Origin of the sequence: Streptomyces sp. NPDC006476 (assembly GCF_040612015.1) — a bacterium.
Lineage (GTDB): Bacteria > Actinomycetota > Actinomycetes > Streptomycetales > Streptomycetaceae > Streptomyces > Streptomyces griseorubiginosus_B.
In genome coordinates this window covers 20,174-38,023 of the sequence record NZ_JBEXPK010000023.1, presented here as the reverse complement: position 1 = coordinate 38,023, position 17,850 = coordinate 20,174, and the positions used below count along the sequence as shown (strand labels likewise).

Genomic DNA, 17,850 nt, shown 5'->3' with positions numbered 1-17,850 from the left:
ACACCTTGGCCGGATCGGCTGACTTCGACCTGTACCGCCCGTCCGAGGAGCACGACATGCTCCGCGACGCCGTCCGCTCCCTGGCCGAGGCGAAGATCGCGCCGTACGCCGCCGCGGTGGACGAGGAGGCCCGCTTCCCGCGCGAGGCCCTCGAGGCCCTGGTCGCGAACGACCTGCACGCCGTGCACGTACCCGAGGAGTACGGCGGCGCGGGCGCGGACGCGCTGGCCACGGTCATCGTGATCGAGGAGGTGGCCCGCGTCTGCGCCTCCTCCTCCCTGATCCCGGCCGTGAACAAGCTGGGCTCCCTGCCCGTCATCCTCTCCGGCTCCGAGGAGCTGAAGAAGAAGTACATGACCCCCCTTGCCAAGGGCGACGGCATGTTCTCCTACTGCCTCTCCGAGCCGGACGCGGGCTCCGACGCGGCCGGCATGAAGACGAAGGCCGTGCGCGACGGCGACCACTATGTGCTCAACGGCGTCAAGCGCTGGATCACCAACGCCGGCGAGTCCGAGTACTACACGGTGATGGCCGTGACGGACCCCGAGAAGCGCTCCAAGGGCATCTCGGCCTTCGTCGTCGAGAAGTCCGACGAGGGCGTCTCCTTCGGCGCCCCGGAGAAGAAGCTCGGCATCAAGGGCTCCCCGACCCGCGAGGTCTACCTGGACAACGTCCGCATCCCGGCGGACCGCATGATCGGCGACGAGGGCACCGGCTTCGCCACGGCGATGAAGACGCTGGACCACACCCGTATCACCATCGCCGCCCAGGCCCTCGGCATCGCCCAGGGCGCCCTCGACTACGCCAAGGGCTACGTCCAGGAGCGCAAGCAGTTCGGCAAGCCGATCGCCGACTTCCAGGGCATCCAGTTCATGCTCGCCGACATGGCCATGAAGATCTCGGCGGCCCGCGCCCTCACCTACCAGGCCGCGGCCGCCTCGCAGCGCGTCGACCGCGACCTGACCTTCCAGGGCGCCGCCGCGAAGTGCTTCGCCTCGGACGTGGCGATGGAGGTCACCACGGACGCGGTGCAGCTGCTCGGCGGGTACGGCTACACCCGCGACTACCCGGTCGAGCGCATGATGCGCGACGCGAAGATCACGCAGATCTACGAGGGCACGAACCAGGTCCAGCGGATCGTCATGGCCCGCAACCTGCCGTAACACCCACACCCGACGGCCCCCGGCGTCCAGCCGGGGGCCGTCGTGCGTCCGGGCTCAGTCGTCCAGGCCCTCCGCGGCCCGCTTCTCCCGCAGCTCCATGATCTCCCGGCGTCTGGCCAGGCGGTGGGTGCGGCGGATCTGGGCCTCCTGGTAGCGGCGCCTGTCCTTCTCGGTCTCCGGGAGCACCGGCGGCACCCGGCGGGGCCTGCCGTCGGCGTCGACCGCGGCGAAGACGAGGTAGGCGGAGCCGACCTGGGTGGGCGGCGTCGACTCGTTCCAGCGCTCGGCGAGGACCCGGACCCCGACCTCCATGGAGGTCCGCCCGGTCCAGTTGACCTGCGCCTTCACATGCACCAGGTCACCCACCCGGACCGGCTCCAGGAACGCCATCTCGTCCATGGACGCGGTGACGGCGGGCCCCCCGCTGTGCCGGCCGGCCACGGCCCCGGCGGCGTCGTCCACCAACTTCATGATCACCCCACCGTGCACGGTGCCCAGCAGGTTGGTGTCGTTGTGCGTCATGATGTGGCTGAGCGTGGTCCGCGACGCCGAGGTGGGCTTGCCCGGGATATCCGCGCTGTCCGTTTCCACAACGCCGGCCTGGTCTGTCATGGCCTCCACCTTATGCCGACGTGACATCTGCGGACTTTGTGTTGGGTTCGCAACAGGCGTGCCCTGATTTTCCTACGACCCTTGTAAAGGACCTGGCCAGCACCGGCACACTAAGCCCCATGAATGATTGGCCCGAGGCATGGTCCGACGACAACCGCGGCAACCGCTACGGACGCGGCAGCGCGAGCGCACAGCCCGACCCTGCCCGCGTGATGCGGCAGGTCCGCCGGCCCGCCTCGGACGCGTACGGGGGCTCCGGCCCGTCCGCGCCTCCGTACGGCGGCGGCGTGCCCCAGCAGCCCTCGTACCAGGGCGGCCAGGGATACGGCGACGACGCCGGTTATGACGGGTACGACAGCGGCTACAACACCGGCCACGTCTACGGGTCGCCGGGCGGCGGCGGACCGGGCGGTCCCGGAGGCCCCGGCGCGGTCCGGCCGCGGCCGAACTGGCGGCGCCGTATCAAGTGGACGGCGATCACCCTGGTCACCGTGCTGGTCGTCACGTCCGTCGCCACCTACTTCTGGGCCGACTCCAAGCTGCACCGGGACGTCGACCTGTCCAAGGTCATCGACCGGCCCGCGTCGGGCAGCGGCACCAACTACCTGATCGTCGGCTCCGACAGCCGCGCCGGGCTCTCCTCCGAACAGAAGAAGAAGCTGCACACGGGGTCGGCCGAGGGCAAGCGCACGGACTCGATGATGATCCTGCACGTCGGCGACAGCGGCGACACGCTGATCTCCCTGCCCCGCGACTCGAACGTGACGATCCCCTCGTACAAGGGGTCGACGTCCGGCAAGCTCTACCCGGCCACCGGCCGGCAGACCAAGCTGAACGCCGCCTACGCGGAGGACGGCCCGACGCTGCTCGTCCGCACGGTCGAGGCCAACATGGGCCTGCACATCGACCACTACGTGGAGATCGGCTTCGCCGGCTTCGCGAACATCGTGGACGCGGTCGGCGGCGTGACCATCGACATCGACAAGGGCTTCAAGGACAAGTACTCGGGCGCCGACTTCAAGGCGGGCAAGCAGACGCTGAACGGCGAGCAGGCGCTGGCCTTCGTCCGCACCCGGCACGCCTTCGCCGCGAGCGACCTGCAGCGCACGAAGAACCAGCAGAAGTTCCTCTCCGCGCTGGCCCACCAGGTGGCCACCCCTTCGACGGTCCTGAACCCCTTCAAGCTGTACCCGACGATGGGTGCGGGCCTGGACTCCCTCACCGTCGACAAGGGCATGAGCCTGTGGGACCTGGCGTCCATGTTCTGGGCGATGAAGGGCGTCAGCGGCGGCGACGGCACGTCGATGAACATGCCGATCTCCGGCTCGGCCGGCGGCAACCTCGTCTGGGACAAGGCGAAGGTGAAGACCCTGGTGGACGAGCTCAACAACGACCAGAAGGTCACGGTCTCGAGTGACTGACAACAACAACGCCAGACCGCCCTTCGGGGCGGTTCTGTGCGACGTGGACAACGTGGTCCGCACCTTCGACTCAGGGCGTCTGGAGACGCTGGAGCGAGCCGCGGGCATAGCCGAGGGCACGACGAAGAAGATCGCGTTCGCCCCCGGCATGGACCTGCCGATGCTGCTGGGCGAGATCACCTCCCAGGAGTGGGCGGAGGCGGTGGCGGACGGCCTCGCCGGCCTGGTCCCCGAGCCGCAGACGGCGTACGAGCTGGCCCGGGCGCTCCTGGAGTCCCCCTTCCACGCGGACGACGAGGTCGTCGCCCTGCTGCGCCGGGCCCGCATCCGCGTCCCTCTGGTCCTCGTCTCCAACGCGGCCCTGGAACTGGAGTCCGACCTCGCCTCCCTCGGCCTGGCCGATCTCGCCGACCACGTCGTCAACAGCGCCCGCGTAGGCCTCGCCAAGCCGGACCCGCGCATCTACCACTTGGCCGCCGACCTCGCCGGCACCAGCCCCGACCGCTGTCTCTTCATCGACGACAGCGAGGAGAACGTGGCAGCGGCCGAGGCCCTGGGCATGCACACGGTCCACTTCCACGAGCCGGCAGACCTGGAACGGGCCCTGCAGCCCCTGTTCACCTGATCCACATCCGCCCCCGCAGCCGCCGACGCACGGGAGTGGGGCGTGGCGGTGCGGCGCAGCTCGCCGCTTACGCGTCCTGTACACGTCGCACCTGACGACCGGCAGGCGCCCCGTCGGCGGCGGGCTCGCCGTACCGCCACGCCCCCGACCCACCCACCGATGGGCCGCGTCGGGCACCCCTGGCGCGGGATGCCCGACGCAACGACGTCGGTCACATGCTGGCGCCGGCCATCGCGCGGCACATCTCGGCGCAGCGGCGACACGCCTCGGCACATCGCATCATCTGCGGATCGTCGGGCATGGCCATACACGCCTCGGCGCACATGTCACAGGCCCTGGCGCACATCGCGCACATCTCGGCCGCCATGGGGGAGCGGCGCATCATCATGTCCGCGCACATACGGGTCATCTCGGAGCAGTCGATCAGCGCACGCATGACCTGCATCTGCGCCTGGCCGCCCATCTGCATGCAGGAGCTCATGGTCTCCTCGCACATGCTGTGGCAGGCCATGCACGCCTCGACGCAGTCCTGCATCTCCTTGCTCATGGCGCTCATGGGTCGGGTCTGGGTCATGGCTCCTCCTGGGAGGGAGAGGGGCCCGGGGCGGGCCCCGTGTGCCTCCCGTCCTACGCCCTCCCCGACCCGTGCGCCATCGGGCGGACGCGCCCAATCCGCATTCTTCGCCGCAGACGGAACGGTCGAACACATTCCGTCACGCCTCCATTGGAGTTACGACCACAGTTACGACCTCACCCCACGGCCCTAGGGGCACACCACCTGATCCCCGGTCACCGCCTCGAGCCGCCCCTGCGCCGCATCCTGCGCCCGCACCTTCCGCACCGTCGTGAAGTCCGCCCCCGCGATCACCTTCAGGGTCGGCCCGAGCCCCTTGACCGCGCGCAGCTCGCTGCCCGGCAGCGCGGCCGCCAGGGACCGGGCGGAGCGGTCCCAGCGGGGGTCGTACGCGACGACCGTCCGCTTCTGCGTGCGGTCGGCCGCGTTCACGGGCGTACGGGTCGTGGTGAAGCCGGCGCCCGCCAGCGCGGCGTCCACCCGTTTGCCGAGCCCGGCCGTGGCGGTGCCGTTCTCGACCTGGACACGGATCCGCTGCGGGGCCACCTCCACCTCGACCACCTTGGCGGCGGCCGGCCGGTGCACGGTGAGGGGCTTGTCGTCGCGGAGATCGCGGAAGAGGGTCGCGGCCCGCGCGGTGTCCCACTTCACGGTCGAGCCGACGCCCTTGACGACATATCCCATCTGGCCGACGGGGACGGTCGTGAACTCCGAGGAGGACGGGGAGAAGTTGCGCATCGCCCGGCCCAGGTCGAGGAGTTCGTCCGTGCCGAAGCCCTTGTCGGCGCGGACCGAGCCCAGCACCGCGGTCGTGACGTCGCGGAACCGCATCGGGTTCAGCAGGGTCCCGGAGGACGTGGCGCGTTCGATCAGCGCGGCCAGGAAGCGCTGTTGGCGCTTCATCCGGCCGAGGTCGGAGGCGCCGTCGACATGGCGGGCCCGGACGTACTGCAGCGCCTGGCCGCCCAGGAGGGTGTGGGTGCCGGCGGGCAGGTTCAGACCGGTGTAGGAGTCCTTCAGGGGCGCGGGGGTGCAGATCCGCACTCCGCCGAGCACGTCGACGGTCCTCATGAAGCTGATGAAGTCGACCTCCAGATAGTGGTCGATCTTCACATGGGTCATGTTCTCGACGGTCCGCACGGTCATGTTCGGACCGCCCTCGGCGTAGGCCGCGTTGAGCTTGACGGGATGCGTGCCGTGTCCGCCGGAGTCCGGCACCTCGGCGTAGGAGTCGCGGGGCAGGCTCACCACGCTGGCCCGCTCCCGGTCCTCCGAGATGTGCACGATCATGATCGTGTCGGTGCAGTGGCAGGGCGCCCCGCCCAGGTGGTACCGGTGCCGCTCGCGCTCGGTGATCCGGTCCCGGCCGTCCGTGCCGACCAGCAGGACGTTCATGCCGTTGCCGGCGCGCGGGCGGTTCTTCATGTCCTTGAAGGGGTCGACCCGGGCGATGTCCGCGTCGAGGCTGGTGACCACCGCGTGCCCGATCCCGGCCGAGGCGAGGACGACGACGGAGAGCGTCGTCACCGCGCGCATGGCCCAGCGCGGCTTCCTGCGTGGCACGGGGGGCCGGGGCCCGCCGCCGCGCTGCTGCGGGGTGCGGGGTGGCCGGGTGGGGCGCTGCGGGCGGGCGGGGGCGGCGGACCGGGGCTGCGTGGGCAAGGGGGAACACCTCCGGGCGACGGCCGTACGTGGGATCGTGAGCACCGTAGGCCGATACGATCTGTGGCCCGGTCCGCCGCCCCGACGGGGCGCGGAGCTGTCCCCCGTTCGCGGTAACGTGAGCACCGATGAACGCCAATTCCGACGTGCGGCTCCCCGCCGTTTCTGTGATCATGCCCGTCCTGAACGAGGAGCGGCATCTGCGCGGGGCCGTCGAAGCGATCCTCGCGCAGGAGTACGCCGGCGAGATGGAGGTCGTGATCGCCCTCGGTCCGTCCACGGACCGCACGGACGAGATCGCGGCCCAGCTCGTCGCCGAGACCGCGGCCGACGCGAACAAGCGCGTCCACACCGTGCCGAACCCGACGGGCCGTACACCCGCCGCCCTGAACGCCGCGATCAAGGCCTCCCGGCACCCGATCGTCGTCCGCGTCGACGGCCACGGCATGCTCTCCCCGAACTACATCGCCACCGCCGTACGGCTCCTGGAGGAGACCGGCGCGCAGAACGTCGGCGGCATCATGCACGCCGAGGGCGAGAACGCCTGGGAGCAGGCGGTGGCCGCCGCGATGACCTCGAAGATCGGCGTCGGCAACGCCGCCTTCCACACCGGCGGCGAGGCGGCGCCGGCCGAGACGGTCTACCTCGGTGTGTTCCGGCGCGAGGCGCTGGAGCGGCAGGGCGGCTACAACGAGGAGTTCATCCGCGCGCAGGACTGGGAGCTGAACTTCCGGATCCGCGAGGCGGGCGGGCTGATCTGGTTCTCGCCGGAGCTGAGGGTGTCGTACCGGCCGCGGCCGAGCGTGCGCGCGCTGGCCAAGCAGTACAAGGACTACGGCCGTTGGCGCCATGTCGTGGCCCGCTACCACGAGGGCTCCATCAACCTGCGCTACCTCGCCCCGCCGACGGCGCTGCTCGCCATCGCGGCGGGCCTCGTGGTGGGCGCGCTGGTCACCCCCTGGGCTCTGCTGATTCCCGGCGGCTACCTCGCGGCGATCGTCCTCGGCTCCGTCCCGGCCGGCCGGGGCCTGCCGCTGAGGGCCCGGCTGCAGATTCCCGTCGCCCTCGCGACCATGCACATGTCCTGGGGCTGGGGCTTTCTGACCAGCCCCAAGTCCCTCGCGAGGAAGGTCATCGCGTCCCGGCGCCCCGCGGTGCTCACCTCCAACTGAGCTCGGCAGGGCCCGAATTCGACCCGGACTACCAGGTGTAGTCCGGGTCGACGTGCATGCAGGCCGTGGTGTCCGCGCCGTTGAGGGCGCTCGCCGAACTCGGCGTGCTGTCGTCGTCCGCGGCCGTGTACGTGGTACCCGACCGCCAGTCCGCGCCGACGACCACGGTGACCCCGTCGACGTCCGTGGACTTCTTCACCTGGGCGGTGGGGACACCGAGGGCCGCCGCGACCCGCTGGGCGTCGCCCTTCAGGTCGGCGCTCGGGTAGCGGACGACGGTGGTGTCCTCGCTCAGCGGCGCCGAGGAGTCCGCCACGGCCTCGTCGAAGCCCTTGCCGGCGAGCAGTTCGGCGACCGTCCGCGCCCGGCCGGTGACGGCGGCGGCCTCGGTGGCGCCGCGGGTGCCGTTGCGCACCTGTACGGCGATCTTGTCGTCCGCGTGGGCCGGCCGGGCGGTGGCAGCCGGCTTCGTGGTCTTCTTCTTGTCCTTGCCGTCCAGCGCGATGTCCTCGCGGACCAGCCGGAACAGCTTCGCCGCGTCGGACGGCCGGGGCAGCACCCGGTTGCCGTCCGAGGTGTACACCCAGGGCATGGTCGTCATGGTGATGCGCCGGGTGGGGACCTTACTGAGCTCCTTGCTGAGGTCGTAGAGCTTGGTCACCGTGCCGAGTCCGTCGTCCACCGTCAGCGCCCTGGTCGCCGTCTCGGCCAGCTTCAGGAGCTTGTCGGGGTTGCTGAGCGTGGCGTTGGCCCGCAACTGGCGGACCATCGAGTTCATGTACATGTGCTGGGCCTTGGTGCGCGCTATGTCGCTGCCGTCCTCGAAGCCGTAGCGCGTACGCAGCCACTGCAGGGCCTGCTTGCCCTTGACGGAGGTGGTGCCCTTCTTCAGCTTCAGGCCCGAGCCGTGGCCGGAGGAGGTGTGCGAGTAGATGTTGTCGTCCACGCACACGGGCACCCCGCCGATCGCGTCGGCCATGGACACCACGCCGGAGAAGTCGACCATCATGAAGTGGTCGATGTGGATGCCGGTCAGCTTCTCCCACATGGCGACCGTGCAGCCGGGGCCGCCGCGCTCCAGCGAGGCGTTGGCCATGGTGGAGGTGCTCGCCGCGTACACCGTGCCGGTGTCCGGGTCGGTGCACTTGGGGATGGAGACCAGGGTGTCGCGCGGCATGCTGACCACCGACATGTCGGTGCGGTCGGCGGAGACGTGCACGAGCATCTGGACGTCCGCGCGCGGGGCGGTGTTGTACGTGCTCCTCGCGCCGCCCAGCTTCTGGTTCTCGGCGGAGTCGCGGGCGTCCGAGCCGATCAGCAGGATGTTCAGCGGGGTCTGCCCGGCCGCGTTCGCCTGGGACTCGGCCGCGCGGCCCTTGGCGTCGGCGTTGTTGAGGCTGTCCTTCTTGATGTTGGCGTTGAGGTGCCGGTAGTAGAGCCAGCCGGCCCCCGCCGTGCCCACCACGACGACCGCCAGCACCGCCGCCGACCAGCGCAGTACCCGGCGGCTGCGGCGTCCGCGGTCACCCTCGTTCGACCGACGTTCGCCGGGACCCGTCCCGGTCACCCTCGTTCGACCGACGTCCGCCGGGACCCGCTTCAGTGCCCTGGGGGGTGAGGGACATCGTGTCCTCGACCGCGGGCACACCGCTTCGCGCCAACTCCCTGTCCTTTCACCCTGTGCGCTCCGGGCTCCGGGACGTGAGCGCGCCTCATCATTCAGCAGACGGTTGGGACCCAGCTGTGGTCACCATGTGAAAGCGGGATTCACCTGCATACAGGCCGCGTCGTCGGCCCCGTTGAGGGCCTCGGCGGACTTCGGTGTCCGGTCGTCCGCCCGGGGCGCCCGGTAGGCCGTGTCCTGACGCCAGTCGGCGCCCACGACGAGGGTGACGCCGGAGACGTCCGTCGACCGCTGCACGGAACTCGGCGGGATCCCCAGCGCCTTCGCGACGCGCTGGGCGTCTCCCTCCAGGTCGGCACTCGGATAGCGCACCACGGTCGTCGGCTGGGCCGTCGGCGCGCTCGGGTCGGCCACGGCCTGGGTGAAGCCCCGGCCCACCAGCAGCGCGGCCACCGCTTCCGCCCGACCGCGGGCCGCGGCGAGCGTGCCGGTACCGCTGCCGTTGCGCACCTGGACGCCGATCTCGCCGTCGGCCGACGAGGCGGGCACGGTCTCCCCGGCCGGCTGCTGCTTCTTCCCGCCCCTGCCGTCCAGCGCGATGTCCTCGCGCACGAGCCGGAACAGCCGCCGGGCCTCCTCGGTGGGCTCCACGCGGGCACCGACGTACCGGTTGGGCATGGTGGTCATGGTGATGCGCTCGGGCTTGACCCGCCGCAGCTCGTCGGCGAGGTCGTAGAGCTTCTTCACGGTGTCCAGGCCCGGGTCGACGGTGAGCGACTCGGTGGCCCGCTCGGCGAGCGTGCGGAGCTTGCCCGGGTTGCCCAGGGTGGCCTTGGCGCGCAGCTCGCGGATCATCGAGTTGAGGTACATGTGCTGCGCCTTGGCCCGGGCGAGATCGCTGCCGTCCTCGAAGCCGTAGCGCGTGCGCAGCCACTGCAGGGCCTGCTTGCCCTTGACGGAGGTGGTGCCCTTCTTCAGCTTCAGGCCCGAGCCGTGGCCGGAGGAGGTGTGCGAGTAGATGTTGTCGTCCACGCACACGGGCACCCCGCCGATCGCGTCCGCCATGGACACCACGCCGGAGAAGTCGACCATCATGAAGTGGTCGATGTGGATGCCGGTGAGCTTCTCCCAGGTGGCGACCGTGCATCCCGGACCCCCGTGCCCGAGGCTCTGGTTGGTCATCACCCGCCCCTCGCTCGCCGGATGGACCTTCCCGCTGCCGGGATCGGTGCACTTCGGAATCCGTACGAGGGTGTCGCGGGGCATGCTGACGACCGACAGGTTGGTCCGGTCGGCGGAGAGGTGCACCAGCATCTGGACATCGGCCAGCGGGGTGCCGCCGAAGGTCTCGCGTGCCCCGCCGAGCTTCTGGTTCTCCTTGGTGTCACGGGCGTCGGAGCCGATGAGCAACAGGTTCAGCGGGGTCTGGCCGGCGGTGTTCGGCGTCGGCGCGGGCGCCTTGTCGTCACCGAGGTTGAGGTCGGCCTGCTGGATGTTGGCGTTGAGGTGCCGGTAGTAGAGCCAGCCGGCGCAGGCCGTGCCCAGCAGCAGGGCGGCGAGGGTGGCCGCGGACCACGTAAGCACGCGTCGCCGCACGCTGTTCTGCCCCAATTTCCCGTACTCCCCACGCGTTTGGGCGCCCATGGCGGGCCCGCCGTACGTCCAGGAGACCTACGACGGACCCGTTGGGTTGCCCTGCTACCAGCGATAGGGCGCGTACACGTCCATGCACTGGCCCTTGTCCGAGCCGTTGATGGCGTCCGAGCCCGCCGGCAGGTCGCCCGCCTTGGGAGCGGAGGCCTTCGGATACGTCGTACCGTCGCGCCAGTCGGCGCCCACGACGAGCGTGACCCCGGAGACGTCGGTGGACTGCTTCACCGAACTCAGCGGAATCCCGAGGGACTTGGCGATCCGCTGGGCGTCTCCCTGGAGTTCGGCGCTCGGGTAGCGCACCACGGTCCGCTGCGCGGTCAGGCCGCCCGTCACGTCCTTCGACGCCTTGGTGAAGCCTTTCTGCACCAGCGCCTGCGCGATCGTGCCGGCGCGTCCGGACACCGGGCCGAGCGTGGACGTGGCGGTGGCGTTCTGGACGGTGACGCCGATCTGGTCGTCCGGCGCCGAGGGGGCCTTGGTGGCCTCGGCAGTGGTCTTCTTCGCGGCCGACGCCTTGCCGTGCTTGTCGAAGGGCACGTCGTCGCGGAGCATCTGCCACATCTTGTCGGCGTTGGCGCCGTCGGGCACGAGGTGGTCCTTGTTCTGCGGGTCCTGGACGTTCGGCATCGTCAGGCTCGTGATGCGGTCCGTCGGCACCGACTTCAGCTGCATGCCCAGGTCGTAGAGCTTCTTGGCGGTGCCGATCTCCTCGGAGACCGTCAGGGACTTCGTGGCCGCCTCGGCCAGGTCCATCAGGCGCCCTGTGTCGGTGAAGACGTTCTGGCCCTTCAGCGTGCGGATCATCGAGTTCAGGTACATGTGCTGGGCCTTGGCCCGCAGCGGGTCGCTGCCCCAGGCGTGCCGGGTGCGCAGCCACTGCAGCGCCTGCTTGCCCTTGACCTTGTGCGTGCCGGCCGTCAGCTTCAGCCCGGAGCCGCCGGGCACCGCCGCCGTCGGCCGGTCCCACACGCTCTGCCGCACACAGACGTCGACGCCGCCGATGGCGTCCGCCATCTGCACCACGCCAGAGAAGTCGATCGTGATCCAGTGGTCGATGTAGACCCCGGTGAGGTTCTCCCAGGTGGCCAGCGTGCAGCCGGCGCCGCCGCGGGCCAGCGACTCGTTGATGATGGTGTTGGTCGCCGGGTAGACCTTGCCGGTCTTGGGGTCGGTGCACTTGGGGATGTCGACCCGGGTGTCGCGCGGGATGCTCACCATCGCGGCGCTCTTGCGGTCCGCGGACAGGTGGATCAGCATCTGTACGTCGCCGAGGGGCGGGCTGCCCCGGTCGTACTTGGCCCCGCCGAGTTTCACGTTCTCGTCGGAGTTACGGCTGTCGGAGCCGATCAGCAGGATGTTCAGCGGCGTCTGGCCGGCCGCGTTGGCCCTGCTCTTCTGCGCCTTGGCGTCACCGCTGCTGCGCTCGCCCTTGTGGATGTTGCCGTTGAGGTGCTCGTAGTACAGGTATCCGGCGCCGGCCGTCCCGAGTATCAGGACCGCCAGCGTGGTCGCCGACCATCTCAGCACCCGGCGCCCGCGCCGCCGCGGCTCCCGCCGCCGGTGCCCCGATCCTGGCCCGTCCCCCGATCTGCCGGAGCCGTCCTCCCGCGCGACCGCGTGATCCTGCGCACCGCGCCGGACGCCCCCTCGCGTCCCCTCCGCGCGCACACTGCTCTGCGTCATTCCCCGTCCTCCCCACCCTTGCGCCATGAAACGGGCCTGTCGTGCGTCCTGTTAGACGCACGACAGGCCCCTCAGGTCACTTGGCGCACTCGACCTTGTCGGCCGTGGACTTCTGGACCCCCGCCGGTGCCGTCCCCGAGGAGGCGTTCAGCTTCACCCCGGCCCCTTTGAAGTCCTTGCCCAGGGTCAGTGTGATCGTCGGCAGTCCCTGGTCGTTGAGCACGCTCTTGCCCGGCTTCATCGCCGCGCCCGACAGGCCCATGATGTCGGCCAGGCGGCGCGCCTGGTCGGCCTGGTCCGGACCGTACTCCAGTGTCGTCTTCGCCAGCACGGCGTCCGCGTTGCCGTCGTTCGACGACTTCAGCACACCGGCCTCGTTCTGCAGGTAGTTCAGCTCCGCCTGGGCGCTGCCGGCGTCGGCACCGCCGTTGAGGATCCGTACCCGGACCGCGGAGGCGGCCGACTTGGGACCCTTCAGGCGGGCGGCCACCGCGGCGGCCTCCTTCTTCTGCTGCGCCTTGACCGCGGTGAACGACACGTCGTTCTTGATCATCTGGAAGACCTGCTGGGCCGGCGCCTGGTTGAGGACGACGGTCGCCTTCACCTTCTCCGCCGGGTTGTCGACGACCGGCACGGTGGTGAACGTCAGGTTCTTCGGGTTGAGCTTGCCGAGCTCCAGACCGAGGTCCTTCAGCTTGCCGATGCTCTTGAGGTTGTCGTCGACGGTCAGCGCCTTGGTGCCCGCCTCGGCGACCTTGATCATCTTCGCCGGGTTGGTGAGCGTGTCGTTCGACTTCAGCTTGCGCATCAGGGCGCTGAGGAACTGCTGCTGCAGCGTGATCCGGCTCAGGTCGCCGCCGAAGCCGACCGCGTGCCGGGTGCGCACGAACGCGAGCGCGGTCTCGCCCTCGATGTGCCGCACGCCCTTCTTCAGGTTCAGGTGCGACTTGGGGTCGTCGATGTCCTTGCCCAGGCACACGTCGACGCCGCCGACCGCCGTGGTGAGCGTCTTGACCGCGTTGAAGTCGGCGACCATGAAGTTGTCGGGCGTGATGCCCGTCAGCTCCGTGACGGTGCGCGCGACACAGCTCGGCGTACGGTCGTCCTGGCCGAGGCTGGTGTTGAAACGGACGTCGCTGGTGCCGCCGATGACCTTCTGGGTGCCGTCGGCCAGGGTGGTCGGGCAGTCCGGGACGTTGGTGATCAGGTCACGGGGGATGCTGAGCGCGGTCGCGTTCGAGCGGTCCTTGGAGACGTGCAGCAGGATCGTCGTGTCCGCGTGCCCGACGCTGCCCGCGTCGCCGTACTTGTTGTTGCCCTTGCCGGTGCGCTTGTCGGTGCCGATCAGCAGGATGTTGATCGCCTTGCCCTTGCTGAAGCCACCGGTGCTCGCGCCGTCGTCGGAGACGGACGTGATGTTGCCGTTCAGGTGCTCGATGTAGAGATAGGCGGCGCCGGCCGTGCCGACCAGCACGAAGGCCATCGTCCCGCCGGTCCACAGCAGGATCTTCTTGCCCCTGCCCTTCTTCTTCACCGGCCGGCGTCCGCGCCGCCCGGGCAACGGCTCCTCGGGCGCGCCTCGGCGCCGGCGCGGGCCCGGGACCTCACGGCCGGGCAGCCGGTCGGGCGCGACCGTACGGCTGCGCACGGTGGCCCCCGCGTCGCGCGGAGCGGATCTGCGCGGACCGGGTACCACCGACTGCGGTGCGGAAGGGCTCAGTCGCAGTTCGTATTCGCCGGTGGTCGGATTGAGCACCCACTGGTCTGCGGGATCGATGTCGTCCGCCCGCCCACGGCCTGTCGCGTCCACGGTTGTCCGATTCCTCCGTCGGGGCGCGGCGCCTTTCCCCCCTCAAGGCGCTCGGGTCTCGGTCTCACAGTGCACAAGCCCATACGGCCGAGGGCACCGGATCGCTCACACTATCCGCCCTGCTCGGCACCCAATGACGGCGGTGAGAAATTCCACGCCCAGACGGGGGCCAATTCGTCCTTTTTCTCGGACATAAGTGCGATGATTTGGCAATCCCTTTACTTACAGATGTCTTCTGCCGCCGTGTTCCCCCGGAACGTCGGTGTGGGCGAAACCCCGTTCGACGGCTCATCCGCCCCCATTACTCCGGACTTTCCGTCGCCGATTCCGTACGCGCCGTAGCCGTACGACCCTTCGATCGAATCCGAATTGCCGCTCTTTGCGCCGGAATTCCCCGGGGTCGCCCGGGCCACCGTCACCGGCTGGTCCGCGCGCAGCCGGTCGAACAGCTTCCGCGCCTCCGGCTCCACCAGCTGGTCCCGGTTGGCGTCGTACACATACGACTCCCGCGGAACCGTGAGGAATTGCACCCGTTTCGTGGGGATGTCACGCAGCCCCCGCACGAGGTCGTACAGGCCCCGCAGGCTCGCCAGACCCGGGTCGGTGGTCAGCGACGAGGTGGCCGCGTCCAGCACGGGATACAGCTTCACCGGATTCAGCAGTACGTCGTTGCCGCGCACCTTGTTGACGAGCGCGCCCAGGAACCGCTGCTGACGGTCCATCCGGTCCGTGTCGCTCCCGTCCCCCAGCGACTTGCGCGCCCGCACATAGCCCAGGGCCTGCTCCCCGTCGAGCGTCACCCGCCCCGCGGGCAGCCTCAGCTTGGCGTCGCGGTCGTCGATGGGCTCCTTCAGGCAGACCCGCACCCCGTCGACGGCGTCGACCATCTCCTTGAACCCGTGGAAGTCGACGACGACATGATGGTCGATCCGTACGTCTGTCAGCTGCTCCACGGTCCGGATCGTGCACGCCGAACCCCCCGTCTCGAACGCGGAGTTGAACATCGTGAACGCCGGTTCGGAGCGGGTCCCGTCGGGCCGCAGACAGGCCGGGACGCCCACCATCAGATCCCGGGGCAGCGACACGGCGGTGACCGTGTGGCGCCCCGCCGACAGGTGCAGCAGGATCGTCGTGTCCGACCGCTCGGTCCCCGAGTCGCGCCCGTAGCGGGCGTTGCCGTCCCCGGAGCGCGAGTCCGAACCGATCACCAGGATGTTCTGCGCGTCCTTGACGAGCGACGTGGGCCGCTCCTTCTCGAACCGGGCGAGCTCGGCGGCGGCGGCCTCGTCGGCCGTGATGTTCCCGTCCAGCTTCAGATAGACGCCCCACCCCACCCCGACCGCGGCGAGAACGACCACCGCGACACCGAGCCCGCCGGCCCGGACCCACCTGCGCCGGCGCCGCCGCACCAGCCCCTTGCCGGTGGCCGACGACCCGGCACCGGGACCACGGGAGCTGACGCTGTCGTTCACGCGCGGGCCCACCCCTCATGGCGTACGGACGTGTGGCTCCTACGACCATGACCCGCGGGGGGAGACGGGGGCGGGCGTTAGTGCCCCGTTCGGGTGACGGAGACCCGCTCGCTCTCGATCCGCCGGGCCAGTCCCTCGGCGTCCAGCTCCGCCAGGTTCCGGCACAGCACCACGGACCCGCCGACGGCGAGCGGCCCGTACAGCCCGGCGTTGAGGCCCTCCCAGGTGTCGTAGGGCAGCCCGGACAGGATCCGCGACCCCGGCCCGGTCAGCCCCAGCCCCGTCGCCTCCTCCCGCGCCCGCTCCACGACCTCGGCCCCGCTGAACTCACGCCCGGCCACGATCAGCGCGGGCTCCTCGGGATCCACCGGCGCGAACGCCATGAACCGGTCCCCCTGGCTCGGCGCCTCGACGGCGTAGTCGACGAAGCCGTCCGGCACCTGCGGGAACCGCCCGCCCAGCGGCCGCAGCGCGAGTGCGACCCGTTCCCCCTTGCACGCCCGCGCCGCCTGGAGGGAGTCCGGCCCGCTCACCACCACGTCGGCCGCCGCCGCGTTCCCGTCCACGTCCGCCAGCACCCCGACCGACGCACACGCCAGCAGCCACACGGCGGTCTGCCAGTGCGCCGGCAATAGCAGCGCCACCCGGTCGCCGGGTCCGGCGCCGAGGTCGCCCTGAAGGAGGTTCGCGGTCTTGGCCACCCAATTGGCGAAGGTGGCCACGGACAGTTCGACCCGCTCGCCCGTGGCGTCGTCGTAGAAGGTCACCAAGGGGCGTGAGGGATCCGCGGCGAGCGCGGAAGACAGCAGGTCGGCAGGGGTGCGATCACTGGCGTTCACCCGCGCAAGGGTACGCGCGCACCCGCCCGCGCACCCAGCGCAGGCGCCACCGGTTCGGGCGAACGGGAGCCGACGAACCGTCAGTTCCCAAATAGACATGAATGTCTGACTATGTTCAGGATCAGGGGCATGCGTGGATTCCTTGCTTCTACGATCGCCTGCTCGATCGGCGTCAGCTGCGCGGCCGCCCTCGTCCTCCCGCTCGCCCTGCCCGCGACCGCCGCCCCGACGAGCCCGGCGTCGCCGCCCGGCGCGAGATCCGCGCGGCCGGCGGCCCTGCCGAGCGCCCCCGGCGCCGCCGTCCCCGGCAGCACCCAGTCACTCGCCCTCGTCCCCGTCGGCCGCGACCGCGCCCGGGGCCCGGCGGCCGCCGAACAGGGCCTGACCCGCGACGACGTACGGCACTTCGCCCTCGTCGGAGTGGTCTGGGACGACCCCGACACCCCGCTCCACGGCCGGGTCCAGGTCCGCACCCGCTCCACTCGCGACGGCGCCTGGAGCGGCTGGCGGGACCTGGAGACCCACAACGACGACGCTGCCGACCCCGGCGCCGCCGAGCGCGCCTCCGGCCGCGTCCGCGGCTCCACCGCGCCTTTGTGGGTCGGCGACTCCGACGGTGTGGACGTCCGCGTCCGCGCCGAGAGCGGGCACCGTAAGGGCGGGACGGCCCGCGGCCCCCGGGCCGGCGCGGCCGAGGGCCCGCTGCCCTCGGGGCTGCGCCTGGAACTCGTCGATCCCGGCGACCCGCCCCCGGAGCGCGCCCAGGGCCCCGGCGCCACCGAGATCCCGGCCCTGACCAAGGCCGCCACCGAGGACGAACTGCGGACACTCTCCGGCGTCGCGTTGACGCCCCGTCAACGCGCCAACCCCTACATCGGCCCGCGTCCGCGCATCATCACCCGGAGCGGCTGGGGCGCCGACGAGAAGCTGCGCGAGAGGGGGTTCGTCTACACGAAGAAGGTCAAGGCGGCCTTCGTGCACCACACCGCGTCCGGCAACGGATACAAGTGCTCCCAGGCGGCCTCCGTCATCCGCGGTATCTACCGCTACCACGTCCGGAGCATGGGCTGGCGCGACATCGGCTACAACTTCCTCGTCGACAAGTGCGGAACCATCTACGAGGGCAGGGCCGGCGGCGTGGCGAAGCCCGTGCTGGGCGCGCACACCCTCGGTTTCAACACCAACAGCATGGGGATCGCCGTCCTCGGCAGCTTCGGCTCGGCGAAGCCGCCGACGGCGGTCCTCGACGCCATCGCCCGCCTGACGGCCTGGAAACTCGGTCTCTACGGGGCCAATCCGCGGGGGAAGACATATCTCACCTCCGGGGGTGGCAATCTCTACCGAAAAGGGAAGAACGTACGACTGAACGTGATCTCCGGCCACCGTGACGGTTTCGCCACGGAGTGCCCGGGCCGCCGGCTCTACAGCAAGCTCGGCACGGCCCGCTCGACCGCGGCCCGCTACCAGGGCCGTTGACGCCGGGAGGGGACCCGCGTTCACCGCCGTCGGGGGACATGGGGCGGAACCGACACACGCCACC

14 protein-coding genes are annotated in these 17,850 nt (G+C 70.5%); 5 read left to right on the top strand and 9 right to left on the bottom strand.

Features of this window, described 5'->3' with window-relative positions:
- The first annotated feature begins 5 nt into the window (after positions 1-5).
- Positions 6-1,163, top strand: coding sequence for an acyl-CoA dehydrogenase (locus tag ABZZ74_RS25595; protein ID WP_133045983.1), 1,158 nt, complete (start codon positions 6-8; stop codon positions 1,161-1,163).
- Positions 1,164-1,217: 54 nt separating this feature from the next.
- Here the strand turns inward: ABZZ74_RS25595 and ABZZ74_RS25590 are convergent, their stop codons facing one another.
- Positions 1,218-1,775, bottom strand: coding sequence for an acyl-CoA thioesterase (locus ABZZ74_RS25590; RefSeq protein ID WP_244374551.1), 558 nt, complete (start codon positions 1,773-1,775; stop codon positions 1,218-1,220).
- A gap of 119 nt (positions 1,776-1,894) precedes the next feature.
- Here ABZZ74_RS25590 and ABZZ74_RS25585 point away from each other — a divergent pair, with 119 nt between their 5' ends.
- Complete coding sequence (locus ABZZ74_RS25585) at positions 1,895-3,196, top strand: LCP family protein (RefSeq protein WP_356768669.1); 1,302 nt, start codon at positions 1,895-1,897, stop codon at positions 3,194-3,196.
- On the top strand, positions 3,189-3,821 hold the full coding sequence (locus ABZZ74_RS25580; protein ID WP_356768667.1) for an HAD family phosphatase: 633 nt from the start codon (positions 3,189-3,191) through the stop codon (positions 3,819-3,821). Before ABZZ74_RS25585 ends, ABZZ74_RS25580 begins: the two co-directional genes overlap by 8 nt.
- Before the next feature lie 211 nt (positions 3,822-4,032).
- Here the strand turns inward: ABZZ74_RS25580 and ABZZ74_RS25575 are convergent, their stop codons facing one another.
- A complete protein-coding gene (locus tag ABZZ74_RS25575; protein WP_356768665.1) occupies positions 4,033-4,395 on the bottom strand; it encodes a four-helix bundle copper-binding protein in 363 nt (120 codons plus the stop codon).
- Between the two features lie 189 nt (positions 4,396-4,584).
- Complete coding sequence (locus ABZZ74_RS25570; protein ID WP_356768833.1) at positions 4,585-5,931, bottom strand: LCP family protein; 1,347 nt, start codon at positions 5,929-5,931, stop codon at positions 4,585-4,587.
- Positions 5,932-6,185: 254 nt separating this feature from the next.
- Here ABZZ74_RS25570 and ABZZ74_RS25565 point away from each other — a divergent pair, with 254 nt between their 5' ends.
- Positions 6,186-7,229: a glycosyltransferase family 2 protein gene (locus ABZZ74_RS25565; RefSeq protein ID WP_356768663.1), complete on the top strand. Its 1,044-nt coding sequence runs from the start codon at positions 6,186-6,188 to the stop codon at positions 7,227-7,229.
- Positions 7,230-7,257: 28 nt separating this feature from the next.
- Here the strand turns inward: ABZZ74_RS25565 and ABZZ74_RS25560 are convergent, their stop codons facing one another.
- The 6 genes from ABZZ74_RS25560 to ABZZ74_RS25535 form a co-directional block, all read right to left on the bottom strand.
- A complete protein-coding gene (locus ABZZ74_RS25560; RefSeq protein WP_356768661.1) occupies positions 7,258-8,796 on the bottom strand; it encodes an LCP family protein in 1,539 nt (512 codons plus the stop codon).
- A gap of 180 nt (positions 8,797-8,976) precedes the next feature.
- Complete coding sequence (locus tag ABZZ74_RS25555; RefSeq protein WP_356768659.1) at positions 8,977-10,497, bottom strand: LCP family protein; 1,521 nt, start codon at positions 10,495-10,497, stop codon at positions 8,977-8,979.
- A gap of 54 nt (positions 10,498-10,551) precedes the next feature.
- Positions 10,552-12,189 (bottom strand): LCP family protein, encoded by a 1,638-nt coding sequence (locus ABZZ74_RS25550; RefSeq protein WP_356768657.1) that lies wholly within the window; start codon positions 12,187-12,189, stop codon positions 10,552-10,554.
- A gap of 76 nt (positions 12,190-12,265) precedes the next feature.
- Positions 12,266-13,999 (bottom strand): LCP family protein, encoded by a 1,734-nt coding sequence (locus tag ABZZ74_RS25545; protein ID WP_356768655.1) that lies wholly within the window; start codon positions 13,997-13,999, stop codon positions 12,266-12,268.
- A 218-nt stretch (positions 14,000-14,217) separates the two neighbouring features.
- Positions 14,218-15,471, bottom strand: a complete 1,254-nt coding sequence (locus tag ABZZ74_RS25540) for an LCP family protein (RefSeq protein WP_356768653.1) — start codon at positions 15,469-15,471, stop codon at positions 14,218-14,220.
- Between the two features lie 77 nt (positions 15,472-15,548).
- On the bottom strand, positions 15,549-16,310 hold the full coding sequence (locus ABZZ74_RS25535) for a TIGR03089 family protein (protein WP_356768651.1): 762 nt from the start codon (positions 16,308-16,310) through the stop codon (positions 15,549-15,551).
- Between the two features lie 129 nt (positions 16,311-16,439).
- On the opposite strand from ABZZ74_RS25535, the gene ABZZ74_RS25530 reads away from it, so the two are divergent.
- Positions 16,440-17,786 carry an N-acetylmuramoyl-L-alanine amidase gene (locus ABZZ74_RS25530; protein ID WP_356768649.1) on the top strand — a complete coding sequence of 449 codons (1,347 nt, stop codon included), beginning with the start codon at positions 16,440-16,442 and terminating at the stop codon, positions 17,784-17,786.
- The last annotated feature ends 64 nt before the right edge of the window (positions 17,787-17,850 follow it).